The 17,204-nt window shown below is 44.4% G+C and carries 17 protein-coding genes; 7 read left to right on the forward strand and 10 right to left on the reverse strand.

Going from position 1 to position 17,204, the window contains the following annotated elements; all coding sequences use genetic code 11:
* The first annotated feature begins 132 nt into the window (after positions 1-132).
* The gene (gene fcpA / locus EHQ17_RS12280; protein ID WP_026131228.1) at positions 133-1,044 is read left to right on the forward strand and encodes a flagellar coiling protein FcpA; all 912 of its coding nucleotides are present in this window, start codon (positions 133-135) and stop codon (positions 1,042-1,044) included.
* A 368-nt stretch (positions 1,045-1,412) separates the two neighbouring features.
* Complete coding sequence (locus tag EHQ17_RS12285; RefSeq protein WP_135594014.1) at positions 1,413-1,814, forward strand: hypothetical protein; 402 nt, start codon at positions 1,413-1,415, stop codon at positions 1,812-1,814.
* 35 nt (positions 1,815-1,849) lie between these two features.
* Here the strand turns inward: EHQ17_RS12285 and EHQ17_RS12290 are convergent, their stop codons facing one another.
* The 5 genes from EHQ17_RS12290 to EHQ17_RS12310 all read right to left on the reverse strand — a co-directional run bounded on the left by EHQ17_RS12290 (position 1,850) and on the right by EHQ17_RS12310 (position 6,275).
* Positions 1,850-2,956 (reverse strand): DNA alkylation repair protein, encoded by a 1,107-nt coding sequence (locus EHQ17_RS12290; RefSeq protein ID WP_135594016.1) that lies wholly within the window; start codon positions 2,954-2,956, stop codon positions 1,850-1,852.
* 146 nt (positions 2,957-3,102) lie between these two features.
* Positions 3,103-3,495 carry a hypothetical protein gene (locus tag EHQ17_RS12295; protein WP_135594018.1) on the reverse strand — a complete coding sequence of 131 codons (393 nt, stop codon included), beginning with the start codon at positions 3,493-3,495 and terminating at the stop codon, positions 3,103-3,105.
* Positions 3,496-3,499: 4 nt separating this feature from the next.
* The gene (locus EHQ17_RS12300) at positions 3,500-4,279 is read right to left on the reverse strand and encodes a TlyA family RNA methyltransferase (protein ID WP_135594020.1); all 780 of its coding nucleotides are present in this window, start codon (positions 4,277-4,279) and stop codon (positions 3,500-3,502) included.
* A complete protein-coding gene (locus tag EHQ17_RS12305) occupies positions 4,260-5,204 on the reverse strand; it encodes a polyprenyl synthetase family protein (RefSeq protein WP_135594022.1) in 945 nt (314 codons plus the stop codon). The genes EHQ17_RS12300 and EHQ17_RS12305 overlap by 20 nt, the downstream gene beginning before the upstream one ends.
* Positions 5,205-5,255: 51 nt before the next feature.
* Positions 5,256-6,275 carry a synaptic vesicle VAT-1 family membrane protein gene (locus tag EHQ17_RS12310; RefSeq protein WP_135594024.1) on the reverse strand — a complete coding sequence of 340 codons (1,020 nt, stop codon included), beginning with the start codon at positions 6,273-6,275 and terminating at the stop codon, positions 5,256-5,258.
* 351 nt (positions 6,276-6,626) lie between these two features.
* On the opposite strand from EHQ17_RS12310, the gene EHQ17_RS12315 reads away from it, so the two are divergent.
* Complete coding sequence (locus EHQ17_RS12315; RefSeq protein WP_135594026.1) at positions 6,627-7,100, forward strand: DUF4442 domain-containing protein; 474 nt, start codon at positions 6,627-6,629, stop codon at positions 7,098-7,100.
* A 170-nt stretch (positions 7,101-7,270) separates the two neighbouring features.
* On the opposite strand, the gene EHQ17_RS12320 is transcribed toward EHQ17_RS12315, so the two are convergent.
* The gene (locus EHQ17_RS12320; protein ID WP_135594028.1) at positions 7,271-8,428 is read right to left on the reverse strand and encodes a hypothetical protein; all 1,158 of its coding nucleotides are present in this window, start codon (positions 8,426-8,428) and stop codon (positions 7,271-7,273) included.
* Positions 8,429-8,530: 102 nt separating this feature from the next.
* Here EHQ17_RS12320 and EHQ17_RS12325 point away from each other — a divergent pair, with 102 nt between their 5' ends.
* Positions 8,531-9,037, forward strand: a complete 507-nt coding sequence (locus EHQ17_RS12325) for a MarR family winged helix-turn-helix transcriptional regulator (protein WP_135594030.1) — start codon at positions 8,531-8,533, stop codon at positions 9,035-9,037.
* A 78-nt stretch (positions 9,038-9,115) separates the two neighbouring features.
* On the opposite strand, the gene EHQ17_RS12330 is transcribed toward EHQ17_RS12325, so the two are convergent.
* From EHQ17_RS12330 to EHQ17_RS12340, 3 genes are all read right to left on the reverse strand, one after another.
* A complete protein-coding gene (locus tag EHQ17_RS12330) occupies positions 9,116-10,213 on the reverse strand; it encodes an alkene reductase (protein ID WP_135594032.1) in 1,098 nt (365 codons plus the stop codon).
* Between the two features lie 158 nt (positions 10,214-10,371).
* On the reverse strand, positions 10,372-11,454 hold the full coding sequence (locus EHQ17_RS12335) for a hypothetical protein (protein ID WP_135594034.1): 1,083 nt from the start codon (positions 11,452-11,454) through the stop codon (positions 10,372-10,374).
* A 164-nt stretch (positions 11,455-11,618) separates the two neighbouring features.
* On the reverse strand, positions 11,619-12,650 hold the full coding sequence (locus tag EHQ17_RS12340; protein ID WP_135594036.1) for a S1C family serine protease: 1,032 nt from the start codon (positions 12,648-12,650) through the stop codon (positions 11,619-11,621).
* 155 nt (positions 12,651-12,805) lie between these two features.
* Here EHQ17_RS12340 and EHQ17_RS12345 point away from each other — a divergent pair, with 155 nt between their 5' ends.
* A complete protein-coding gene (locus EHQ17_RS12345; RefSeq protein ID WP_135594038.1) occupies positions 12,806-13,885 on the forward strand; it encodes a helix-turn-helix transcriptional regulator in 1,080 nt (359 codons plus the stop codon).
* Between the two features lie 89 nt (positions 13,886-13,974).
* Positions 13,975-14,727 carry a hypothetical protein gene (locus EHQ17_RS12350; RefSeq protein WP_135594042.1) on the forward strand — a complete coding sequence of 251 codons (753 nt, stop codon included), beginning with the start codon at positions 13,975-13,977 and terminating at the stop codon, positions 14,725-14,727.
* Positions 14,728-14,803: 76 nt separating this feature from the next.
* Here EHQ17_RS12350 and EHQ17_RS12355 read toward each other — a convergent pair whose 3' ends face one another.
* A complete protein-coding gene (locus EHQ17_RS12355; RefSeq protein ID WP_246057542.1) occupies positions 14,804-15,520 on the reverse strand; it encodes a DUF4846 domain-containing protein in 717 nt (238 codons plus the stop codon).
* Positions 15,521-15,935: 415 nt separating this feature from the next.
* Between EHQ17_RS12355 and EHQ17_RS12360 the strand changes: the two genes are divergently transcribed.
* Positions 15,936-17,111 (forward strand): DUF819 family protein, encoded by a 1,176-nt coding sequence (locus EHQ17_RS12360; protein ID WP_135594046.1) that lies wholly within the window; start codon positions 15,936-15,938, stop codon positions 17,109-17,111.
* The last annotated feature ends 93 nt before the right edge of the window (positions 17,112-17,204 follow it).

A 17,204-nucleotide genomic window follows, 5' to 3' on the forward strand; every position in this document is an offset into this window, starting at 1 on the left:
AGAAAGCGGAAAAAAAATTCGTTCTTAGTTTATATCCGGCAATCGAAGTCCGATAGATAATTACAGGAGAGAAGGCACAGGATGTACCTTTTTCCTAATACCATTGAAAGAGAAGTAAAAGGTGTGAGCATTATGAAGGTGATGAAAAGCATATTCATTCTTCTGGCCGTGCTGGGACTCAACCTGTCTGTTTTAGCTCAGCAAAACAATCAGGGTGGTAATCAGCAAGCCAACGAAGCTGTAGAAAAAATCGACGAGCTGTTAAAAGGCGAGTTGGTTCCCGAAGACGACGATAAGAACCTCACGGAAGAGCAAAAACGTCGTAAAAAGGCGATCCAAGAACAAGAAGCTCTGTGGAAAAACCCTGATTTTAAGGGCTATGACAAAAATTTCCAAGAACTCCACCAACTCTCCAAGGCATTCGCCAACAACAAATTCAGATTGGCATTATCCAATTATCAATCTGGCGTAAACACGGTTCTTAAAATGAGGGAATCCGTGGAACAATACCGCAAAGAAGAAGCGGAGAAAAAGCGCCTCGATGAGAAGTGGTACTGGCAAAAAGTAGACCGCAAGGCGAGAGAAGACCGTGTCGTTTCCCGCGAAAAACTTGTGGCAAAACAACAAGCTCTGAACTATTTCACTAAAGCGATCAACCATTTAGATGAAATCAAAAATCCTGACTTGAGAGAAAGACCGGAGTTCAAAAGACTTTTATCCGACACTTACAGATCATGGATTCTCACCGAGTATGATTTACAAAATCTTCCTCAGTGTATCCCCATTCTCGAACTTTACATCGAGATCGACGAAAACGAGAAGGAATATCCCGCTCATAAGTATCTTGCGAGCTGTTACGCTTTCGAGGAGAACATGATCAAAAAATACGGCGGAGCATCGGAAGACCAGATGTTCAAATACCGTTATAAGAAAAACGTTCACCTTCTGAGAGCGACCGAGTTGAAATATGGAAAGGATTCTCCGGAATACAAACACATCGTAAACCTTGTCAACAAGGACGAAGTGATTTCCGTAAGACCGTAACTTCTCTCTTTCAATCTAAAAGAAATGGGAACCCTGCCCTTCAAACGGCGGGGTTTTTTTATTTCCCCATCGCCCTACCGGAATTTTTTTTCGGCAATCAACAATGAATCCAAAAATCCGCGTTTCACGAACGAATTCCGATCGGATTCGTACGAGGATTTAGCGTTCATAAAATACTCGGAAAAAAATCCGTGTCCATCGTTCTCGTTTCACAAAGCAGCAAGTTTACGAAAAACGTTTTTTCAATTCCGTTCGGAATCAAACGTTTCCCCGCTGAAATGAAACCCTTGGAACAAAACGTCGATCGATCGTTTATTTATGGACTAAATCGAACGATCCGTTAGCGTTCGAACGAAAGAGGTATTGTGATGCTCCTTCCGGAAAAAATATTGATCATAGCGGGTGTATTAAATTTGGCATACGGAAGTTTTACGGGATTTCCGTATGCGTTGGCGAGGAAAAAGGCGGAGTTTCCTTCGCGATATTTGCAGGCAGCACATATCGGATCTTTGATGCAAGGCGCAATGCTTTTAGGACTCGTAGTCGCATTCCGTTACGCGAATTTATCGGAAACCCTCGCTTTGGCCGGTGCCGCCTTATTTGCCGTTTCCTCGGCTTTTCTCGCACTCAAAGACACGGTAAATTGGTTGCAGGGAATCAAGGACGAATTTAAGGAAAATCCGATCTTAGGAAAATCGTTCGGTGCAGCGGGAGTAACGACCAACCTAGCGGGTATTCTGGTGATCGTATACGGAGTGTTAATCGCCTAATATTTGTTATACGATTGTTCGAGAAGATCCCGGGCTCATTCGACGACCCGGAACTCGATTGCAGCCTTCGGATTGCCGTTGATATGAACTTCGATCCGATGTTTCCCCGGAACGTGAACTCTCGTGGTCATCTGTTTAAAGGATTGTTTTTTATCGTAACGGACGGATTCGCCCGGTAAAAACGTCCTTTCGTCGATTTGAAAAACCTTTATGGAGGTTTTGCCGGAAACTTTCGCGTATTCGATCTTATATTCGATGCGAAATAAACGAGGAATTTTTTCCTTGGACACCGCGTCGAAACCGAATCGAAGATCGCTGCCGATACGCACCGTTTTCGGTTCGATCCTAAAATTGCGAACCTCGGCGTTGATACGATCTTTGAATCCGAAAATCGAAAGAGCCCTTTTATTTCCTCCTTTTAAAAGACCGCGTAACGCGTGTTTGAGCAGCGCGTCCCGTTCCTCCGAAAAACCGATCCAACGTTCGGCGATATCTAACACCAATTCGGGATGATCTTTGGAGATGTCGTTGAGATGATTGGCGACGCTCCTACGTACGACCTCGTCGGAGTCGTCCTTCAAATTTTCTAAAATCGGAAGAGTTTTTCCGGGGTCGTTCTTTAAACCGGGCACGCCCATTCCCCAAGGAAGCCTAGGTCTACTTCCTTCCGAAGCAAGCCGACGAACGGCAGGATTTTCGTGCAAGGACCAATTCAACATTTGTTTCCAAGTGAGATCGGGATGTCGGATTAAAAAAGGACGAATCGAAAATTCGCACGAAATCAATCGTGTAATTCTTTCGGTGGCGACCATCGCCTCTTCGGGGTGATCCATTCCTTTGAGTTCCACGACGTCCCCCAAAAAAATCGTAAGGAAAACTTCCTTTCCTTCGAAAAGAGGATCGATACGATCCGTTATCCGAAGAAGAATCGGAACCGCTTTGGGAAAAGATATCGGAAGTTCCTCGGCCAACACCTCTGCGATCCTGCGAATCCTTTGTTTGAGTTCAAGTTGATTCCAATCCTTTCGTTTGAATCTGCGGATCCAATCCTCCGCGGAAATTCCTTTGATTTCTTTGGAGAACGTCGTTGCGATTTTTTCGAGAACACGTGGAGTATAAAGATCTTTTAATAAGTCCGACATCGGGGCCCTTCCCTGCTCGAATCGTTTTGAACGTCTTAAAACGGAACGAATAACACGGAGTTTGTTTAAGGATTTACGGATCCTTTATTTATTCGGGATCGAATTTTATCCACTCGAAATTCGATCCCTGCGAAACAGGGTTGGCTTTAAGCAAGCAAGAGACAAAGTAAGGCGAGCAAAAAAGTGATCGGCGTAAAAAGAATCGTTTCCAGGCTATCGACCGCCAGAAGATTTCCCGCGGTATTAAACGAAAACAAAACCGATAAAATCAAAAGCGCCAGCCTACCGAATTTCGGCGTAAGGTTCTTGTGTAAAGTTCCGCGGCGAATCAAAACTATATAAATAAACGAAATATTAAGCGAAATCGATATCAGCTCGAAAATATACATTTCTCGAATCGTTCGCAGCCGTCCTCCCCAGACGATCGAATACGGAACTAAACCGAATACCACGCAACAATGAAATAATATTACCGCGGCAAACAGTAGGATTAAAACGTTCGAAATTTTTTTTTGAATCTTTGTGTCTTTTAAAAACATAGAATTAGGGTTTCCAGTAGAGTAATATTTCCTTGTTTCCGTCACGCCCTTCGATGGGAGACCATTCCAATCCCGAAACCGACGCACCGATCTCCCGTTTTAAAAATCTACAGAGAGAAAGTACGATTCGAAATCGAATCTTAGAATCGCGCAAAACTCCTTTTACCAAATCCCGCTCGTCAACCTCGAACTGCGGCTTAACCAGAGAAACACATTCAACTTTCGGAATATTCAATTCCTTTGAAAAACGAGAGATCACCGGAAAAACGGAACGAAGCGAGATAAAACTCAGATCCATAACGATCAGAATCGCATCCGGATCGGGAACCTCCCTCCTATTTTTTTCCCATTCGATTTCTGAAGATGAAAGATGTTTAAGATGAAACCGATCCTTGACGACGACGGATTGATGATTCCGCAGACGTTCGGCAAGTTGACCGTAACCCACGTCGCAGGAAAAAACTTTCCAAGCCCCTTTTTCCAAAAGGACCTGCGTAAAACCTCCGGTCGAGGCGCCCAAGTCCACACACAACCTTCCTTTTGCGGAAATCGGAAACGTTTCGAAAGCCTTAAGAAGTTTATAAGCCCCTCGGCTAACGTATTCCGGAATCACGTTCAAGATCCGAATTTTGGAATCCACCGAAAACGTCAGACCTACCTTCGTGATCTTCTGTTCGTTTATCAAAACCGAACCGGAAAGGATCAAACTTCGCGCTTTTTCGATTGTTTCCGCTAAACCTTTTTTAAGGAGAAGCGCATCGAGCCTAATTTTTTCTTTGCCCAATGTATTCCGGTAATTCCTGAAAGAATATTTTTTCCTCCGGCGAAGACGAAAAACTCCCCGCGGTTTCGGACAATCGATCCTGAAGTTCGTGCACCATTGCCTTACAACTGTCTATACCGTATAACAACGGAAAGGTGATCTTGCCCGATTTCTCGTCCTTACCCGGCGTTTTGCCGAGGTTTTCTTGGGTTCCTTCCACGTCCAATATATCGTCCGTAATCTGGAACATCAACCCTAGATCATCACCGTATCGCGACAACAACTCTTCCCGATCCTTCCAATCCGGGCGAAGTCTGTTTCCCAAAAGCAGCGAAGATCGGATCAAAGCCCCGGTTTTTAAACGGTGTGTCGTATGTAATAACTCTTTCATATCCCGTTCGCCGTTAAATGAGGTAGATTCGTTTTCACGTTCCATCTGTAAATCGTAAATCTGTCCGGAAACCATCCCGGGCGCTCCGGAGCCGGCATGCAGAATTTCTAATAAATTAGAATGTAATATTCTATCTTCTTCTTTTACTTCCACCTTAGAAATCAGAAAAAACGCAAACGAATTGAGGGCGTCTCCGGCGAGAATCGCGGTGGATTCAGGAAATTTTTTATGAAGCGTGGGAATTCCCCTTCTAAAGTCGTCGTCGTCCATACACGGAAGATCGTCGTGAATCAGAGAATAGGTATGAATACATTCCAAAGCCGAACCCAGATAAAGAACGTCCGAGGATTTTTTCGATTGCTCGGGATCTCCGTAGGAAGCGGCGGCCAAAACCGGTCTCAAACGTTTTCCTCCCGCCGTTAAACTGTATTTCATCGCTTCGAAAAGTTCTGGGGCCGACTTCTGCGACAGCAGCGGAATCGTCCGCGACTTCAAAAACGTTTCGAACGAAGAACGATAGGATTGGAATAACTCGGAAAATTCGGGACGGTTCACGTTCGTTCCAGACTTAAACGAATCTTAGAAATGTAAAGCAATCTCCGTTTATCACTTCACTTTCAAGACGACCTTTCCGACGGAAGTTCCCGATTGGAAATATTTCAAAGCCGCATCTATTTCTTCGAAAGAAAATTTTCTGCCGATCAAAGGAGGCGCCAGGTCGAGTTTGACTAAACCGCTTAAACTTTTCGTCAATTTCTCGACTTTGTCGTAGAGCCAGATCAGATTGAATCCCATAACGGATTTATTATCCGAGACCATCTTCATCGGATCCAGCTTCGGTCTGGAAATATATTTATAAACCAATGCGGGCCAATTTACGGAGCTTCCGGAGCCCATCATATCCGCCGCGCCGTAGACGATCATACGTCCCATAGGAGCCATAACTTCGTAACTATCGCGGAAAATTTTCCCGCCGATACATTCCAAGACGAGATCTAGGTCTTTTCCTGCGAGCGAATTACGCAGATCCTCCGCAAAACGGACGGAACGAACGATCTGTCCGTCGTAGCCTTCCTTTTTCAAAAGATCGAGTTTAGCGGGAGAACCGATCGTTCCGATCGTAGATGCTCCGAATTTTTTGGCGATTCGATTGGCGTAAATGCCCACTCCTCCCGCAGCGCTGTGGATCAAAACCGTTTGCCCTTTTTGCAGATCACCAAGAGCGACTAACGCGTAGTATGCGGTTAATCCCTGGACCAAAAATCCCGCGCCCTGATCGAAATCCCATTTCGGTGGAAGTTTAAAAACGTATCTAGAGTCGATATTCAAATGAGAAACATACGCGCCGAAACGCGTTACTCCCATGACCTTATCCTTCTTTTTCAAGTTTTTTACTTTTTTACCAGCCGCGACGATCGTACCAGAATATTCCAAACCGGGTATAAATTCTCCTTTCGGAGTCGCGCTGTATAAACCTTGGATCGCGAAAAGGTCGGCGAAATTCAAACCGATGGAATGAACTTCTACCTGTACTTCGTCGTCTTTCGGTTCGGATAAATGATCGCGAACAAGTTCTACGTTTTCTAAGGATCCTTTTTTACGGACAAGGGCGACGGTTCTTTGCATGACAAGGTTTTAAGGACGGAAAGTCTAAGAGCAAGAAATTTTTGACGAAACTTAGAAGCGCGTGATCGAACCGTTCCGTTCAATAAGGAATCGATCGAAACTCTGCTGAATAAGGTGGAATACGTTCCTTTCGTACTTCGGTCGAGGTAGATGATTCCTTATCGATACTTACGGTCCGCTTAAGATTTTCGATCTCACCGACAAACTGAATACCGAATCCTTCATCGAAGAACTTCGACACAAACGAAGAATTTCGATCTTTTTCATTCGAACGACTCGTTTTCTGATTTCAAAATAAAGCCATCTTTCAGGAAAATGATAAACGGCAAAAAAAGTTTGCAATCAAACTATATGAATTTTTGGAAAAGACTACGATTTTATTTTTTCAACTTTTATCCTCCGTATTTCGGAGCCGGAATCCGTTATCAAAGTCTCAGCAAGGACTTCACACACTTTCGATTGACGATGAAATTGCGTTGGTGGAACCGCAACTTAGTGGGAACACATTTCGGAGGTTCCTTATATTCGATGTGTGATCCGTTCTACATGTTGATTTTAATGGAGAATTTGGGAGAAGACTACATCGTCTGGGACAAGGCTGCGACGATCCGTTTTATCAGCCCTGGCACGGGAACCGTCTACGCGGATTTTCAAATCGATCGATCCGAGATCGAAAGAATCAGAAAAGAAGCGGACGAAAAAAGAAAGTTGGATGCGTTCTTCCAAACCAAGGTTTACGATCTAAAAACCGGAAAAGTAATCGCCGAACTCGACAAGGTCGTTTACGTACGAAGAAAGGAAAGGATTAAAAAGGAAAGGAATTAGAAACGATAATTTCTATTTTCTTATGATCGATCCGATTGCCGAGCGAAAGTAAAAAATAAAACGGAATCGGTTCGGTTTATCGGATTCGAAAATAATACGAAGGCGGTTTTTTCGTTCCGACCGCCCTCCTATTCAAAACTTAAACTAACAACGCGCCCCCGACCGAACTTTCAGCGATTTCCGATTTTTTCGGAAGTCCATCGATAAACGAGCATCGAAAACGAAACCGCGAACATAAAAAATCCTACGAATAAAAAGAAAAGTTTAACCGCGGTAACCCCTCCCGTAAAAGCGGCGATCCCTTCCGGAACCTTGGGCCAAACATTCAAAAAATAGAACATAAGAGAATTCTCAAGTAGGTCGAATACCAAAAAACCGTAGGAGAAAAGATTCAAAGAAACGGGAAGATTAAACCGAACTGCGGCCTTCGTATAAATTCCTCCGAAACAAAAAATCAAAGGGAACGGAAAAACCATATCGACCACGTCGATCCAAAAATATAGACTCCTGCCCGATTCCCCGTAAACTCCGAATACCTCGAAAAAATCCTGCGCTGTGGAAAATGGTCGGAAGTCCATTTTTTTCGGAAGTTGTATTCCGTCGGATATCGGAATCGCTTTTTCCAAAATCTGCATGGTCCCCGCACAAATCATAGCCAGTATAAAAAAAACGAGAACCGTTTTAGCGGAGGTGAATTTTAAAAACACCTCACTCGATTTTTGAAACAAAGGCGCGGCTTTAGAGTTTAGGACAAATGCGGTGACGACCATGGAAATCGGAAATAAAAACCCGCTTGAAACATAACGAAAAAATAATATAGATGCGATCATTAAAAACGGAAGGATCATAAAAACGATGCCTTCCGTTTTTCTTTCCGAACGCATTTTGAATCCCAAAAACGGGAACGCGAACGAAAGTAGGAAAATCGAAGGCGCTTCGATCCAATAAAAACCTACGATTTCGACCGATTCTCCGAAAAAATTTCCGCCCCAATACGCGATAAAATCTCCGAAAAGCGCGATGGAAAAAAGCGCAAGAACGGACCGGAAAATCTTCCTCGATACTGCGGGAAAAAAACCCGTTCGGTCCAGTTCGAATAAACCGAAAAGAATTCCGATATACACGAGGATAGCCATTCGTCCGAAAAAATAATAGTCGGAAGTGTGCGGAGCGTAGTCCATCCTCAATCTTAAAAAAACGGAAACGAATTCCTGCGTTTTCAAAAGGTAGGAAGGGGAATTCGCTCCGTTCCAAATCAGGGACTGTATCGGAGTTAACGGTAAAATCAAGAACGACGCAAAAAGGGAAACGATTGCGGAAAGTTTCATAGATTCTCCTGAAATAAAATATTATCTTGATATCAAGATTCTTTTCGTCAAATCAAATGACATTTATCTTGACGTCAAGTTAAATTCGCAAAAAAAGGGATTATGAAATCCAAAAAGGCGGAAGATCACGTCGATTTTATCCTTCGTCAATGGTCGGAAGAACGGCCGGATCTGGACACGACGGCAATGGGAACGATCGGACGAATTCATCGATTGTCTTCGATTTTTTTTTACAACGTGCACAAGGAAGTTTTCGAAAATCACGGTTTGGCGGCGCCGGAATTCGACGTCATGGCCGCGCTTTTACGAAGCGGGAAACCGTATAAAAAATCTCCTGGAGAATTGCTTTCCACCTTGATGATCACTTCGGGAACGATGACGAATCGGATCGATCGTTTGGAATCTTTGGGTTGGGTTCAACGCGAACCCGATCCCAACGACCGAAGAGGAATTTTGATCGGTCTTACTGCGGAGGGAAAAAACGTAATTTCAAAAACGCTTTCGGATCACGTCAAAAGCGGACAAAAGATGATGAGTTCACTTTCGGAAAAGGAACAACAGGAACTTTCCAAACTTCTGAGAAAACTTCTGATTCATTTCGAAGAATGAGTTTCGATTTCTCCGTATCGGAGATTTCGACACAAGAATTCCGATTCCCGACTCGGAACCGGAATTCTTGATTTCGGATTAATTTAAATTGGGATAATCCGAATATCCTTTTTCACCCGGAGTGTAAAAAGTCGTCGGATCGGCGGGCGACAACTCGGCGTCGTATTTCAAACGATCGACGAAATCGGGATTCGCGATAAAAGGTCTTCCGAAGGCTATCAATTCGCATTTTCTATCGTCCAAAACCGACTGCGCTTTAGCCTTATCGTATCCGCCGCTGAGTATTAGAGTATTCTTAAATTGTTTCCTGATTTTTAAGACCACGGACTCCGGAACCTCGGGCGCGCCCTGCGAACTATGGTCCACCATATGTACGTAAACCAGACCGATTTCGTTCAAGCTCGCGGCGAGAGATTCGTATTGTTCTTCGACTCCGTCGAATGCACCCATTTCGTTAAACGCTCCGTAAGGAGAAATACGGATCCCCGTTTTCTCGCTTCCGATGGCCGCCGCGACCGCTTTTGCGATTTCGATCACAAAACGGTTTCGGTTATCGGCCGATCCTCCGTAAGAATCATTTCTACGATTCGAATTCGGATTCAAAAACTGCTCCAACAGATAACCGTTTGCGGCATGAAGTTCTACGCCGTCGAATCCGGCCGCGATCGCGTTTTTGGAAGCACGGACGTATTCGGAAATGGCCGTTTGAATTTGTTCCGCACTCATTTCCTTCGGTTGTGTATAAGGCTGCATCCCTTCGGCGTCGGTCCAGATTTGACCGGAAAGTACAACCGGAGAAGGAGCCAAAACCTCTGCGCCGATCGGAAGATTAGAAACGTGACTCGCTCTTCCTGTGTGCATCAACTGAACGAAAATTTTTCCGCCTTTTTTATGAACTGCATTCGTAACCAACTTCCATCCTTCCACTTGTTCCTGGTTGAAAATCCCCGGAATACGGGAGTAACCGAGTCCGTTGGGAGAAGGAGAAGTTCCTTCCGTAACGATCAAACCCGCGCCGGCTCTTTGAGCGTAATAATCGGCCATCGTCGAATTGGGAACATTGCCGATCGCTCTGGATCGGGTCATCGGGGCCATTACGATCCTATTTTGCAGGTTTAAATTACCGAGTCGGGCAGAACCGAAAAGGTCCGTGGAAACGTTCGTTTGAGTGCTCATGGGGATTTACTCCGAAAGTAAAAAATTTAGATTTGTAACTTAGACATCTTGTAATCTCGTTAGTTACAAAATAACAGGTTTTTTTTCGGAATTTTGAAACAAAAAAGGCCCTCTTTTTAGGGAGGGCCGGAACGGTTTTTTGCCGTTTAATTCTTAGATTAGAAGTTAAACGAGAAAATTTGGTCGATTGCGACTCCGTTTACGGTTCCGGAGAAGCTGATGCTGAAACTTCCGCTGACAACCGGTGCGGAAGGATTACTTACCGCAACGGTAGACTCGTACTCGTACTTCACGTTTTGCAAAGTTACCGTCTTTGCGGTTCCTGCAACTGCGCCTTCATATTCGGTCATGTTCAGACCGGCGGGCGAGTTGATCGTAGCGTCAAACTTGGAATTCGAAAGAACACTCGAAGTCGAGGATTGTCCGGAATAGGTTCTGTTGTAAACTACGGAAGCATCTCCGGAGTTGATGATCGCATACTTGTTCATGATGCTGTAAACCGAACCGAAAGCGGATTTGATTCCTTCACAAGTGGAAATATCCGGGGTGGAGGAAGGAGGATTTTTCGCAAGCTGAATGAAAGCAAGCCAATCCGAATAAAAAACTCCGTAGTTATTGAAAGTTACATCCGCAGTCAACGCACTCGTTCCATTGAACGCACCTGCGTTTCCGCTACCGGTATACGCCAAAGTTCCGTTGGCGAACGTAGCCGTTCCTTGCGCTCCGGAAGCAGTGATGACATCGATGGAACAACCTGGCATTCCCAGAAAAGCGCCCACATCGGTGGAAGTTACGTTGATTCCGTTCCCGGGAACATCACCTGTGAACGTATAGGAAAGATTCGGGCTCGCTCCGGTAGGAGCACTAGGAGTAATCGCAGTTAGGTGAACCGGATTTTCTTTTTTGCTCTTATGTAGCGCAATGATCTGATTGGAAGTTTCTTTCGCTACGATCGGATCCATTCCGTTTTCAAAAACGCGCGCAACGAGCATCTGTTCGGTTTGAATATCATTGGAGGCGGTCATCGCTCCGTTATTCTGCGCTGCAGTCGCCGCATTGACGGCTCCGTTTGCCGTAGAACTTACGGATTTTTGTTCCGGGGTAAGCTGTCCGTTGTTTCCGTTATTCAAAAGGGCCAACAGCGTTAAATTTTGAGCGGTATCGTCTTTCTTATCCTTTTTACACGCGATAAACGCAGTCAAAAGAATGAAAGCCAAAATCAGACTCTTGTTTGTCTTCATTTTTTTCTCCGAGAAAAATTGATTTAAGGGTTTATCCCTTGTTTATGGAAAGAAAGACATCAAGTCGATGTTTTTTTCTCAGGAAATATTAAATTTCCTATCCATAGGATAAAATGACCGAATTTGTTTTTTTATTCCTTCTAAAATGCCTTTCATTCCTTTTTTTATTGAGAAGGCAAAGCGCCTAAGTTTGCGTTCATTGGTTTGCCGTTTCTAAAAAATTCCAATGTAACCGCATTCGAATCGGAAGCGATCTCTCGATAAAACTCCGAAGACGTATTAATTTTTTTCCCACTAACGTGCGTTATAAAATCATATCGTTGGATTCCTGCTTTTTCCGCGATCGAATCCTTTTGCACATAACTTACGATCATTCCGAGTGGATGAGGAAGTTTTAATTTTTCGATCAGGTAGGGAGTTACGAAGGGAATTTCAACGATTCCTCTTTGTACTTTGATTTTATTCTCGCGCAGCTGAACGGAAGATTCCAAAAAATTGGAAACGTGGCCTGCGGGAATCGCAAAGCCCGGTCCGATCGGAAAATTCGCTCCGGAATTATAAGTAAATCGTTGAACACCGATTAAATTACCTTGCAAGTCCACGACGGCACCTCCGGACATGCCCGGATAAATCGGAAGACTCAACTGTACGAATCCCTTTTCCGGACGAGCTGGATCCACTTTCGAACGTTGTGGAAAGGAAACGATTCCGCTGGAAAGCGAGTCGGGAAGACCGTAGGCCGCTCCGAACGAAAGATAAACGGTTCCTTCCCGAGGCACGTTCATCTTAGGAACCGGTATAAACGGGGTTTGCCCTTCTTCGTTTACGGATTCCAACAACGCAAGATCGAACTCCGGATCCTCTTTGATCAACTTAGCACGAATCAGTTTTCCGGATCTTGCGGGTTGAATCAGAAATTCGGAGCCGCCTCGAATCACGTGATGACAGGTCAATACGTGTCCTTCCGCATCGATGTAAAACCCGGATCCGATCGCGGTCGAGCCCGCCGTACTTCCTTTGGGAAAAACGCTTACGGTCGCGGGAGAGATTTTAGAGATCAAAACGTTCAATCTGTTTTGAAGATGTAGGGAAACATTCAGGCTTGCCTCGTTGATGTCTTCGACTTCTTGCGAATTCTTAGAACAAGAAGAAAAAATCGTAAACAGAAGAACAAGAATCGAAATAGTTCGTTTCATATTTGGTTTAAAACTCCGAAGGTTCGATCGTTTGTGCGGATCGTTTTTTTTATCGTTTCAAAATCAAAACTCGGACAAAGGAAAGATCTTTACAGCAAAAAAACTTTTTCAAGAATACGATCATTCACAAATCGTTCGAATGAAAGATCGGTCGTATGGAAATCGTTCAACTATTCCCTCTTACGGCGATGTTCGCCAATTTCGCCGCGTTCTTTGCGTTGTGGAAGGACAAAGATTCGTTCGGAAATTATTTTCGAACTCTTCTCATCGTTTTGGCGGGCGGCAATCTTTCCCTTTTTTTTCTGCTCCATTCTTCCTCGTCCGAACAAGCGTATTTGTTCTTTCACGTCTTTCGACATTTTATTTTTTTCGTTCCTCCTCTTCTACTTTGTCTGAGTAGAATTCTTTCCGGAAGAAAAGCGGAATCGGCGACGACCGTCGGATTGATCGCGATCTCGATCGGATTGATTTTTATGATCGAGTGGGATTACTTCGTTCCCGAAAAGTCAGTATTGATTCGGGAATGGAAATCCTATTCTTGGGGCCTATTTCCCGTTTTGGAAATTCAAACTCGGATTTTAGTGGGAGGTTTTTTCGGAATCGGTTTTATTCTTTCTTTGTTCGTTCTTGTAAAACCGGACAAAGCTCCCGTACAAGGTTGGATTCCGTTTTTGGTCGTATGTTGGTGGCTCGGATTGGGTACGAACTTTCTTCCTCTTTTCGGATGGAACGTTTTCCCGCTCGGAATGGGCGCGGACACGATCGTTAGCGTTTTCATTTCCGTTTATCTTTCGAGGGAACGAGCCGAATCGTTCTTCCACAAAGTCGCCGAATTATTGGCGAGCGCGAGCGTCGCTCTGGGTTGCGGATCTCTTTCCGTTCTTTTTTTCGGCGGAGAATCCGCGCGATTCCAAACGATATTTCTTTCTGCGGTCGGAGTCGCGGCTTCTTGGATCGTTCTACGTTTGTTCCGCAAAAAGGAAAAGGCCGAACTTCTGAATCTGACTTCTTTGGCGCAAAAAGGATTAACCAAACAGGAACTCCGAATCTGCGAACTCATAGCGGAAGGTTATACTAGAAAACAGATCGGATTCTTTTTAGGAATCGCCAACGGAACGTTGAGAAATCATTTAGTGAATCTTTACGATAAGACGATCGATCTCGAAAGGAATGCCGAAGGGAAAGAAAAATTCCAAAGGTTGACCGTATTTCTGCATTCTTATAAGAAACCGTGACGATCGTCACGACCGAAAATCCGATTCGTGACGACGGAACCATGGCCTTTTCGCATCAAATCCGATAACGTCCTATACGGAGGTTTTCCATGGAAACAAATTCAATCCCCGTTTATATTTCTGCGTTCGTACTCGCATCCTACGGAACGTTAGTCGCGATCTTAGCGATCTTTTTTTTACGAAAGGAGGTTTCAAAACCGTACAACGGACCTGCTTACGGATTCCTTGTCGTTTTAGCTTTTTTAATCGGACAATGGTTTTTGGGATTTCGGGACTTTTTCTTTCGATTCGATCTTCCGCCGAGACTTTTAATCGGAGTCCTATCCACTCTGATCCTATTCGTAGGTTTCGGTTTTACCGATCGGGCTCATCGGAAATTGACGCGGCTGGGATCGGTCGATCTTTGTCTGTTTCAGATCTGGAGATTTCTTCCCGAAATATTGATCGTTCTATTGGTCCGCGAAGGATTGATCTCCGACATCATGACGATTAAAGGCAGAAACTTCGACCTCTGGGTTCCGGTAACCGCACCGATCCTATACTTTCTCGTATCCAGAGGAATTCTTTCGAAAAAATGGATTCTGGCATGGAACGGTATGGCCGTTTTGGTTCTCGGACTGACGGTCTTTACCGGAATCACTTCGGCTCCGTTTCCGTTCCGAATCCTATTTACCAATCCGCCTAACATCGTAGTTACGCTATTCCCCGTCTGTTTTCTGCCTTTGTTTATGGTTCCCCTCGCTTTTACGGGTCATATTCTCGGAATCTCTATCGGCTGGAGGGAATGGAAAAACGAAGAAAAAGCGGAATCTTCGAATTTAAAGCATTCGAAATCGATTTAAAAAATTAAAATATTCAAAAATTATAAAATTTTAAATCGTAACAAAAGGCTCGAAATCCATCTTCGCCTATCAACGTTCAAGATTCCGGAAAACGGCGTAACACCGGAGTTCCATAGGGGTACGATTCCTTAAGATGATTTACGAAACCTTCGTACGTAAACCAACCGGAGGAACCGAATCCCCTCGGAGCGCGTTCGATATGCATTTCCTGAGCCGGCATAAAGCTGAACCCTATCAAAAACATTTTTTTCCCGTTCGGATGTTTGACGGAATCCAAAATCATCGAGACGTGCCCGATACCGCCGTCTTCGTTCTGGACGAAAAGATCGCCGGGACGCAAGTCCGATTCCGAAATTTGGGCGGCTCCTCGTTTTAGCGAAAACGAATTTGAGGAAGCGAACGCCTTTCTCAAAAAGGAAGTGTAGGAAAGTCCGCTTTGTCGAAATCGTTTTTTATTTCCGTTATAGTCGAATAAATACAATCGATCCAGATTTCCGGTTTGTTTGTGATATTCCGCCCACACGCGCATCGAATAATCGGCGCATTGTTCCAAATCGTCCCGAAACAGAAGCGGCAAATCCAAAACTCCGATCGTATCGTAACGTCCTAGGATGTTCTTTTTTTGAAACGTCAAAAGCGTCTTTTCTGATTTGAGAGGAAGATGTCGTACGAATTCCGAAAACGAATCCTTGGGAAACGGAATCCGTTCGCTTCCTTTAGGAACGGGAATTTCGGAGATTTTTTTCGCTCCGATTTCATTTTGAGCGCCGGGGCATCCGGGTAAAAGTAGCATGGAAAATAAAACCCACACGGACAAAAAACGAGATTTCAAAAACATTTCGTAGTAGGACCAACCGAAGTCTTCGAATCGGTTCCTGATTTTTAAAAAAGCGTTGGCCTAAAAAATAAACGGTTCCGCTAAAATTTTAGAATTTCGTACAATAAGAAAAACATGAATCCAAACATAAGATCCTTTTCTGCTTGAATTTTAAAAATCGACTCTCGATACTTTTCCCAAAAGAAAGAGTTAAGAGTTAGTTCCGGTTTCACAAAATAAAAAACCCCGGAAACTCGGACGATTCCTCGTCCGACCTGTCCCTTAAAGGTTCCGATCACAAGACGCGGAAACTTTCGGGTTCGTTCTCGAAATCCGAAACGGTTTCGAGGAAGGATCCGCGGAAATTTAGATTTTATATTCAGGAACTCTAATGGAATCGATCGTTTCAATTTTTTGCGCGCTTTTTCTCTCCCTATTTTTGCTTCTGTTTCCGTGGGTCGCCGTTCGTTTGACCAAAACGGTAAAATGGATCGGCGTTTTAGGACCGGTTTCCGTATGTTACATAGCGGGTATCATACTCGGAAATTTCTTTCCCAAGGGATGGTTTCCCAAAGAAATCCCCCTGACCTTTGCCGACGCCACGATTCCTTTGGCGATTCCCTTACTTTTAAGTTCCACCGATTTTCGAAAATGTCTTGGAGAAGCTCGTGTAGCCCTGTTTTCCTTTTTTCTTTCCGCCGTTTCCGTCGCGATCGTCTCCGGTATCGCGGGTTATTTCTATGCTTCCCTACACCCGGAAACGAAGAAAATCGCCGGTATGCTTTCCGGAATGTACACGGGTGGAACCCCGAATCTGAACGCGATAGGAATGGCCCTCGGTTCCGCCAAGGACACGATCGCTTTGGTCAACACCGTGGACATCGTGATCGGAGGATTGTATCTTTTATTCCTGCTTACTTTTGGAAAAAAAGTTTTTTCCTTATTTCTCGCGTCGGAAGAGGATAAAACGAAACAAAACTCGGAAGTTCCGGAAGAACAAATCACATTCGAAAAACATAATACTTTTTTGTTTTGGAAAAACCTAATCCTCTCAAACGGAATCGGACTTTTACTCGCGATCCTGGGTTTCGGAGTTTCGATCGCATTTACATTTTTGATTTTTTCCTCGTTATACGCGCCTTCGATTCTTCTCGGGATAACGACCTGGGGAATCGGAATCTCGTTTTATTCCAAGGTTCGCGAGTTAAAGACGTACGAGTTCGGAAGGTATCTGATATTAGTGTTTTCCGTTGCGATCGGATTTCTGGCGAATTTGGAGGAACTAAAACGGGATTTCGGTGCAGTGCTGATCATTGTGGTTTCGATTTTAACCGGATCGGTTTTATTACATTTGCTTCTGGGGATCTTATTCAGAATTCCTATCGATACTTGGATCATCACTTCCGTGTCGAGTATTTACGGTCCGGCTTTCGTACCTACCGTAGCGCAGGCGATCGGTAACAGGGGAATTTTAGTGGTCGGAATTCTGACCGGTTTGATCGGATATGCGATCGGAAATTACCTCGGAATCGGAATATATACCCTCTTGCAAACGATCGACGTCTGAGTTGGACGCGCCTACCGCACTTCAAAAGACCGGATTCCTTCTTCGAAATTCCTATCCAATGGAAACGGAGAAATTCGTCAAACACGCATTTGG

Source organism: Leptospira gomenensis (assembly GCF_004770155.1).
Classification (GTDB): domain Bacteria; phylum Spirochaetota; class Leptospiria; order Leptospirales; family Leptospiraceae; genus Leptospira; species Leptospira gomenensis.